Raw genomic sequence first — 8615 nt, forward strand, 5'->3', positions numbered from 1 at the left:
AGAGACAGGGCGGGGGCCGCCCGGCGAAGCGCCCCGCCGGCCGGTGCGGCCGCCGGTCAGCCGAGCAGGCCGCCGCGCAGGGCCTTCAGCGGGTCCCCGTTGTCGTACATGCCGACCAGCCCGCCGCCCTGCCGGGTGGCGTCGTGGGCGACGTAGCCGAGGAGGCCGAGGAGTTCGTCGGAGCATTCGGCGGCCATCGACGGCGGTACGGCGAGCATGTTGTTGTCGACCGGGCGCAGCCAGCCCGCGCAGTAGCTGAGGGCGATGCCCCGGCGGGAGCGGTCGGTGGTGCGGTTGGCGCCGCCGCCGTGCAGGACGTCGCCGCGGAACAGCAGGGCGTCGCCGGGTTCCATGACGGCGCGGCCGATCTGGTCGCCGCGCGGGCTCTGGTCCAGCGGCCAGTGGCAGCTGCCGGGGACCACGCGGGTGGCGCCGGTCTCGGGGGTGAAGGGGGTGAGCGCCACCATGGCGCTGGCGTTCCAGGGGTGCTCCTGGCGCGGCAGGTGGGGCCACCACGAGCCGGTGTCGCGGTGGATCATCTGGGCGGCCTCGCGGGGCCCGATCTGGATGAGTTCGGCGACGCTGAGCAGGATCTCGTTGGACCAGGGGGCCAGCAGCCGGCGCATGCAGGCGACGATCTCGGGGTGGGTGATGAGGTCGTGGGAGGCCCTGACCTTGCCGGGGACGCCGTGCACCCGCAGGGTCCTGCGGCCGAGGAACAGGTCGTAGATGCCGGAGCCGGTGTCGGAGCCGACGGTGCGGGGGTTGTTCTCCAGCCACTCGTCCAGTTCGCGGTTGAAGGCGTCGACGAGCGAGCGGTCGACCAGTCCGCGGACGACGGCGGCCCCTTGGGTGCGGACGCACTCGTCGATGGCGGGCCAGTCGTAGGGGGCCTCGAAGGCGGTCGCGTCGGGCCCGCTGTCCGCGTCGACCGCGACGGCGAAGTTTCCGCGCTTGCCCGTGGCTGTGGTGTTCACGTTGTTCTCCTCGCTGCGTTCGTTGATCAGTGGGTGGGCCGCCAGCGCCGCAGGACGAGGGCGGCGTTGTGGCCGCCGAAGCCGAACGAGTTGCTGACGGCCACGTCCACGTCGTGTTCGCGCGCCTTGTGGGGGACGAAGTCGAGTTCCTGGTCCTCGGGGTCGTCGCAGTTGATCGTGGGCGGGATACGGCCCGACGTGAGGGTCTCCAGCGCGGTGATGGCCTCGACGGCGCCGGAGGCGCCGAGCATGTGGCCCGTCATGCTCTTGATGGAGCTGATCGGGATACGGGTGGCGTGGGAGCCGAACACCCCGCGGATCACCTTGATCTCGGTGGTGTCGTTCTTGGGGGTGCTGGTGCCGTGGGCGTTGATGTAGTCGACGGCGTCGGGGTCGAGTCCGGCCTCGGCGAGGGCCAGCAGCGCGGCCCGCTGGGCGGGCAGCCCGTCGGGGTGCGGGGCGGTGACGTGGTACGCGTCGGTGGTGGCGCCGTATCCGGCGAGTTCCCCGTGGATGCGGGCGCCGCGGGCGACGGCGTGCTCCTCGCTCTCCAGGACGACCACGCCGGCGCCGGCGCTCATGACGAAGCCGTCGCGGGCCGTGTCGAAGGGGCGGCAGGCCCGCTCGGGTTCGTCGTTGCGGCGGGACAGCGCCCGGGAGACGGCCGCGCCGTTGACGTCGACCCGGGTCAGGGAGTCGTCGACGCCGCCGGCGATCACCACGTCCGCGATGCCGAGGCGGATCATCCGCATGGCCTCGCCGAGGCAGGTGCTGCCGGTGGCGCAGGCGGTGGTCATGGAGGTGGAGGAGCCCTGGAGGCCGAAGCGCAGCGAGATCTCGCCGCAGGCGCTGTCGACGCCGCTGCTGGGGAAGAAGTAGGGGCTGACGGCGCGGGGGCCCCGCTCGGCCATCGCCTTGGCGGCGGTCACGGCGTTGCGCGCGGGGCCGCTGGCGGTACCGAGGATGACGGCGGCGCGCGGCGCGGTCTCGGGGGTGATCTGAAGGCCCGCGTCCCGGACGGCCTCCTCGGCGGCGACCAGGGCGAGGTGCACGGTGCGGTCGAGCCGGCGCACGGTCTTGTGGTCGAGGTGGTCCTCGGCGCGGAAGTTCTTCACCTCGCCGCCGAACCGCACGGGCAGGTCGGAGGCGTCGAGCTGGGTGAACGGGGCGATGCCGCTGCGGCCGTCCAGCAGGGCCTCCCAGGTCTCGTCCCAGGTCAGGCCGAGCGGGGTGATGGCTCCCCGGCCGGTGATCACGACCCGGCGCGGGCCCGGCCCGTACCGGGGCAGCGCGTCGGGAACTTTGGGGCTCGGTACGGCTGCGCTCATGTCTGCTCACCCTTCGCCAGAGCCCTGCGGGCTCGTTCCTCGAGTCGGGACACATCGGTCTTGCCGTTGCTGCTGAGGGGGAAGGCGTCGAGCACCAGCACGAGGTTGGGCAGCTCGTAGGGCTCCAGCACCTTCTGGAAGTCCCCGGCCCAGGCGGCCGGGGAGCGTCGTAGGGGGTCCTCCACCACGAAGACCAGTCGGGTCTCGCGGTCGCCGTGCCGGACGGCGGCGACATGGACGGGTCTGCCGCAGCGTTCGGCCCGGCGGGCCAGCGCGGCCGGGTAGAGGGTGTAGCCGTGCCGGGTGACGGCGGACATCCGGCCGAGGACCCGCAGCCCGCCGCGGGCGTCGAGGACACCGAGGTCGTGGGTGCGGAAGTCGCCGTCGCCGGGCGGTCGCACGGTGGTGCCGTCGGCGTCCAGGAGGCCGACCGTCGCGTCGGGGGTGCGCACCCATACCTCGCCCGGTTCGCCGGGCGGGAGCGGGCGGCCCTCCGGGTCGCGCACGGACACCTGGAGTCCGGGCAGGGGCAGGCAGTCCTCGGGGGCGTCGGGGCCGGCGAGGGCCACATTGCCGAGTTCGGTGCTGCCGTAGCCGTCCAGCAGCGGCCGCCCCATGGTGGCCCGGAAGTCGCGGGCGAGGGCCGTGTCGAGGGGGCCGCCGCCGGTGCACCACAGGCGTACCGCGCGCAGCTCCTCCACCCGTTCCGGTCGCAGCTCGGCCAGGCGCAGCAGCGAGCGGTGGACGGAGGGCGTGGCGTCGACGACGGTCGCCCGGTGGGCGGCGACGGTGTCGAGGGCCCGGTCCAGTCGCCGGTACGGGGTGACGAGCAGCCGGCAGCCGCTGAGGTGCGCGAGCAGCACCAGGGAGAAGCCGTACTGGTGGCTGAAGGGCAGCAGGGGGGCGAGGACGTCGTCGCCCCGGTAGCCCATCCGTTCGATGGTGCGCAGGGTGTTGGCGAGGACCGAGCGGCCGGAGCGCACGATCGCCTTGGGTTCGCCGGTGGATCCGGAGGACCAGGCGATCAGGGCGTCGTCGCGGCGGGCCCAGGCGTCCAGGGTCAGCGGGGCCGCGGCGGTCCCCCGCTCCGGTGTGCCCGGCGTCCGGGCCGGTGCCGTCTCCCCCGGCAGGATGGCTGGTGACTCCGCCGGGCCCCCCTCGTCGAGAAGGGCTCCGCGCAGCGCCGGCGCGTCGAGGGACAGCGACGGGACCGGGCCGGACCACTCCTCCGAGGGCGGCCCCTCGTGGATGATCCGGTCGGCGCCGGCCCGTGCGGCGGCCGCCGCGGCCGACCTCGGTGACCTGAGGTGGTCCACGAGGACGACACCGGCGCCCACGTGCATCAGGCCCAGCAGCACCGCCACGAAGGCGGGCGAGTTACTCGCGTGCAGGGCCACGCGGTGACGGGGCAGGACACCGAGGGCCCGCAGCGCGTCGGCCGTCCGGTGTGCCTGTGCGCCCGGCCGCAGGAGGGTGTCGGCGGGGCCCGTGGTCTCGTAGGTCGTGAGGGTCATGGGAGGCGCCCTCGGGGGGTGGTGCGCGTCGCTGCCAGCACGTCATCTCCGATCTCGGTGATCAGGGGCCCCGTGCCAGGGGCGGCTCGACGGATCGCGACGGGGCGCGGATTCCGGAGCGGGAACGTGGACACCGGCGCGCCGTCGGGGCGGTCCGCTGTGCCACGTCCAAGACGCTAACCGATACGGCGGACAATTCTCGATGTCCGGCTCTCAAATACCGTACGACTACGGCACTTTCCGCCGGCGGCACCCGGGTCACCTCGCCATATGCCCGAAAGGGCAGGGCGGCCTGCCCGCACGGAGATCGGGGAGACTACGGCACTTGCCGTTCCCCGCTCCTGGTACGGCACTTTCCGCTTGACGCTTCAAATGGCCACGTGTTGACCTTTGTTCGCATCACGCCACCGGAATCCGACGTCCCCCGCGGTCCGGTGAAGCAAGCCGGCGGGCGGTGACCCCGCCCGTCGGCGACGATTTCCCGGGATTCGCTCACCACTTCCCCGGGAGATCGCCAGCAGACCATTGTTCCAGCCCGGGCCGCATACCGCTCCGGCATCACGAGGGTGGGAGAAATGCAAGGAGAGTACGTCTCGCTGCGGCCGATCAACGGCAAGCAGGACTACGAGCTCATCGCCCAGTGGTCGTCCTCCGTCGCGTCCGTGTACTCCTCGGGCGGGCAGACCTTCACCACCGCCGATGAGATGGCAGCCCTCGTGGCCAGGCACGGGATCACCTATCTGATGGTGGTCGACCGGTCCGGGGAACCGGTGGGCGGGGTCACCTACCAGCAGCTCACCTATCCCGGGAACTTCGAGGTCGGCAATGTGGTCGGCTCACCCGAACTGTGGGGCCTCGGCTACGGGATGGAATCCATGCATCTGCTGCTGGACCATCTCTTCCACCAGCGCAACGCCCACCGGGTGCATCTCATGGCCGGCCTCTACAACAAACAGATGGTGCAGATCTTCCTCAAGGGCCCCATCAAGGTGGAGGGAATCCTGCGGGATTTCTTCTTCCTCGACGGTGAATACCATGACGCGCTGGTCGGTTCCCTGCTCAGGAACGAGTACTACGGATTTCTGCGCAGCCTGGGGACGAGTCCCGCCGATCTGATCCCGAAGGACGACAAGGCGGATGCCCGCGTCCTGCTCGCGGAGGCCCTCGACAAGGTGAACGACATCCTTCCCGCCCGGACGAACGGAGGTGAGACCCGTGCCGATATCGCCGATACCAGCCTCTGAATTGCGCGCGTGGGCCGTCGAATGGGTGATGCGCAACGCCGGCATCGCGCGGGAGACGGTGGAGACCGACCGGCCCTTCGGGGACTACGGACTGTCCTCCATGAAGCTCGTCTCCCTCTCCGGGGAACTCTCCGAACTGCTCGACCGGAACCTACCGGTGGACATCGCCTACAGCTTCCCGACGATCGCGGCGCTGGTGGCTGAACTGTCGGCCGAGGACGGCACGGCATCCGCCGCCCCGGTCCCGGCGAAGTCGGCCGCGGTCACGCCGGAGCCCACCGCCGCCGCGTCCGGGGGCGCCACCGCGTCCGAGTCCGTCGGCAACCCGTCTGGGGCCGCCGCCCCGCCCGGGTCCACCACCGCGTCCGAGTCCGCCGCCCGGTCCACGTCGGCAGCCTCCCCAGCCCAGCCCGCCGCGTCCCCGGCCGTCCGTGAGCCGATCGCGGTCGTCGGTGCCGGGTGCAGGCTGCCCGGTGGGATCCGGGGGCCCGAGGAGTACTGGCGGTTCCTGCTGGACGGCGGCGACGCCATCCACCGCACCCCGCCCGGACGCTGGAGCGGGCTGCCGGGCGCCGACCGCATCCGGGAGGGCGCCGCCGGCCTCGGCGGGTTCCTCGACGACATCGACCGGTTCGACGCCGCCTACTTCGGCATCTCGCCCAAGGAGGCGGCGATGACCGACCCGCAGCAGCGGCTCGTCCTGGAGGTCGCCCAGGAGGCCCTGGAGCACGCCGGGATCCCCGCGCGCACCCTGGAGGGCCGCCGGGCCGGGGTGTTCCTCGGCGCGAGCACCGCCGACTACGCGCCCGACAGCCCCGAGGACATGGGCGGCTGGAGCGCGGCGGGGTCCTCCATGGGCGTCATCGCGGGCCGGCTGTCGTACAGCCTCGGGCTGCGTGGACCCAGCATGCTCGTCGACACCGCCTGTTCCGCCTCGCTGGTCGCCGTCCATCTCGCCTGCCAGAGCCTGCGGGCCGGGGAGTCCGAACTCGCCCTGGCCGGCGGGGTGAACCTGCTGCTGTCTCCGGGCGCCTCCGTCGCGTTCGAGGAGGCGGGCATGCTGTCGCCCGACGGGCGCTGCCACACCTTCGACGCCGGGGCGCACGGGTACGGGCGCGGCGAGGGATGCGGGGTCGTCGTCCTGAAGCGGCTGTCCGACGCCGTACGCGACGGTGACCGGGTGCTGGCCGTGATCCGGGGCAGCGCCGTCAACCACAACGGGCGCTCCAACGGGCTGATGGCACCCAACGGGCAGGCCCAGGCCGAGCTGCTGGCCGCCGCGTACGAGAACGCGGGCCTCGACCCGGCCACCGTCGACTACGTCGAGGCGCACGGCACCGGCACGGCGGTCGGCGACCCCATCGAGATGGGCGCGATCACCTCGGTCACCGGTGAGGGACGCGACCCGGAACGCCCGCTGCTGGTCGGCGCGGTCAAGACCAACCTGGGGCATCTGGAGGCGGCCGCCGGTGTCGCCGGGTTCCTGAAGACGGTGCTGGCCCTGCGGCACGGCGAACTCCCGGCCACGCTGCACTTCCGGGCCCTGAACCCCGCGATCCCGGCCGACGCCCCGGTGCGGGTGGTGGCCGAGCGCACGCCGTGGCCGTCGGGCACCGGTCCCCGGACGGCGGGCGTGAGCTCCTTCGGGTTCGGCGGGAGCAACGCGCATGTCGTCCTGGAGGAGGCACCGCCCGGTACGGACGGCGGCCGGGACGCCGGCCCCTCGGACGACGCCTCCGCGGCACGTCCCGTCGTCGTCACGGTCGACGGCAGCTCCCCGCACGCCTGCCGCGAGCAGGCGGCGGCCCTGCACACGTGGCTGGCCGAGCACCGCGACACGGTGTCCGCGGCGAGTGTCGCGCACACCACGACGGTGCGACGCTCCCACGGCCCGGTCCGTGCCGCCGTCGTGGCGCGCGACACCGGCGAACTGCTCGACCGGCTGCTCCTGCTGTCCACGGGCGAGGAGGACACCGGGGTCGTCGCCGGCTGGGTGAGGGACGACGCGCGGCCCGTGTTCGTCTTCTCCGGCCAGGGCGCGCAATGGCCCGGCATGGCGAGGGAACTGCTGACCGAGGACGCCGCGTTCGCCGAGGCGATCGACTTGCTGGACCCGCTGGTGCGGGAGGAGTCCGGGTTCTCGGTGCGCGAGGTGCTCGCCGAGGGCGCCGCGACGGCGCTGGACCCGACGGACGTGATGCAGCCCGTGCTGTTCTCCGTCCATGTGGCGCTGGCCGCCTCCCTGCGGGCGCGGGGCGTCGAACCGGCCGCCGTCGTCGGCCACTCCATGGGCGAGGTCGCGGCGGCCGTCGTCGCCGGCGCGCTCTCCCTGGAGGACGGCGTACGGGTCACCTGCCGGCGCTCGCGGCTGATGAAGGGGCTCTCCGGGCGCGGGGCGATGGCGGTGGTGTCCGCCGACCCCGAGGAGGTCACGCGGTTCGTCGCCGGGCACGGACTCGACCGCGACGTGACGGTGGCCATCCGGCTGAGCCCGTCGGCCACCGTCGTCTCCGGCGACCGTGACGCCGTGGAGTTGCTCATGGCCGCCTGGCAGGCCGACGGCGTCAAGGCGCTACCGGTCAACATCGACGTGGCGTGCCACTCGCCGCAGGTCGACGAGATCCTCGACGAACTCGCCGCCCAGCTCGCGGACATCCGCCCCCGTACGCCCCGCGTCCCGCTCTACTCGACCGTCACCCCCGGCCGCGCGACCCCGATGGACGCCCGCTACTGGGTGGACAACCTGCGGCAGCCGGTCCTGCTCTCCGACGCGGTGCGGCTGGCCGCGCGCGACGGGCACGAGGTCTTCGTCGAGGTGAGCCCGCACCCGGTGCTCGTCGGCCCGATCGGGGCCACGCTGCGCTCCCTGGACATCGCCGAGGCGGTCGTACGGCCCACGCTGCGCCGCGAGGAACACCCCCTGGACGCGCTGGCCCTGACCGTGGCGGCCCTGCACTGCCACGGCCACCCCATCGCCTGGAACGCCGTCTGGCACACCGGCACCCTGCTCCCCCTCCCCCCACGCAGCTGGGACCACCGCCGCAGCCACTGGCTCAGCGCCGGGACGGCCCCGACGCCGTCGACGGGGACGCCGCTGCCGGCCGCCGAGCAAGAGGGGCGGGGCAAGCCGGGGGCGGACCGGGAGAAGCCGGGTACGCCGAGGGCGTCCGCGCCGGAGTGGGACAGCGCGGGAGCGGAAGCCACCGAGGAGGGCGCCCCGAAGGCCGGCGCCTTGGAGACGGCTGCCCCCAGGGTGAACGCCAGGCAGCCGGCTCCCCCGGAGGCAGACGCCTCGGAGACGGCCGCCGCCCAGGCCGAAGCCCGGAAGGCAGCCCTCCCTGCGGCATACGCCGAGGAAGGCATCCCGGAGGAGGACGGGGACGCGTTCGCCGGCGTGGGCAGGGCGCCCTCGCTGGCCGGGCGAGGGCGGCGCCGCCCGGTCGCGGCCCGGCACGACGGCCACGGCTCGCCGACCGAGACGGTCACGGCCGCGGCCAGGGACACGGCCACGCCCGTCCATCCCTCACCCGTCGCCCCCGCGCACACCTCCCC

5 protein-coding genes are annotated in these 8615 nt (G+C 73.6%); 2 read left to right on the top strand and 3 right to left on the bottom strand.

The window, feature by feature from the left end; translation table 11 throughout:
• Positions 1-56: 56 nt before the first annotated feature.
• From AOK23_RS28950 to AOK23_RS28960, 3 genes are read right to left on the bottom strand one after another with little or no spacing between them, the layout of a single operon-like run.
• Positions 57-977, bottom strand: coding sequence for a phytanoyl-CoA dioxygenase family protein (locus AOK23_RS28950; RefSeq protein ID WP_055715557.1), 921 nt, complete (start codon positions 975-977; stop codon positions 57-59).
• Between the two features lie 26 nt (positions 978-1003).
• The gene (fabF, locus tag AOK23_RS28955; protein ID WP_079049763.1) at positions 1004-2305 is read right to left on the bottom strand and encodes a beta-ketoacyl-ACP synthase II; all 1302 of its coding nucleotides are present in this window, start codon (positions 2303-2305) and stop codon (positions 1004-1006) included.
• Positions 2302-3819: a class I adenylate-forming enzyme family protein gene (locus AOK23_RS28960; RefSeq protein ID WP_055715558.1), complete on the bottom strand. Its 1518-nt coding sequence runs from the start codon at positions 3817-3819 to the stop codon at positions 2302-2304. Before AOK23_RS28960 ends, fabF begins: the two co-directional genes overlap by 4 nt.
• Positions 3820-4394: 575 nt before the next feature.
• Here AOK23_RS28960 and AOK23_RS28965 point away from each other — a divergent pair.
• Together AOK23_RS28965 and AOK23_RS28970 are read left to right on the top strand one after the other, a co-directional pair.
• The gene (locus AOK23_RS28965; RefSeq protein ID WP_055715559.1) at positions 4395-5063 is read left to right on the top strand and encodes a GNAT family N-acetyltransferase; all 669 of its coding nucleotides are present in this window, start codon (positions 4395-4397) and stop codon (positions 5061-5063) included.
• Positions 5064-5091: 28 nt separating this feature from the next.
• On the top strand, positions 5092-8615 hold a 3524-nt coding region (locus AOK23_RS28970; protein WP_240496612.1), incomplete at its 3' end, for a type I polyketide synthase.

Source organism: Streptomyces torulosus, from assembly GCF_001419765.1.
GTDB classification, from domain to species: Bacteria; Actinomycetota; Actinomycetes; order Streptomycetales; family Streptomycetaceae; genus Streptomyces; species Streptomyces torulosus.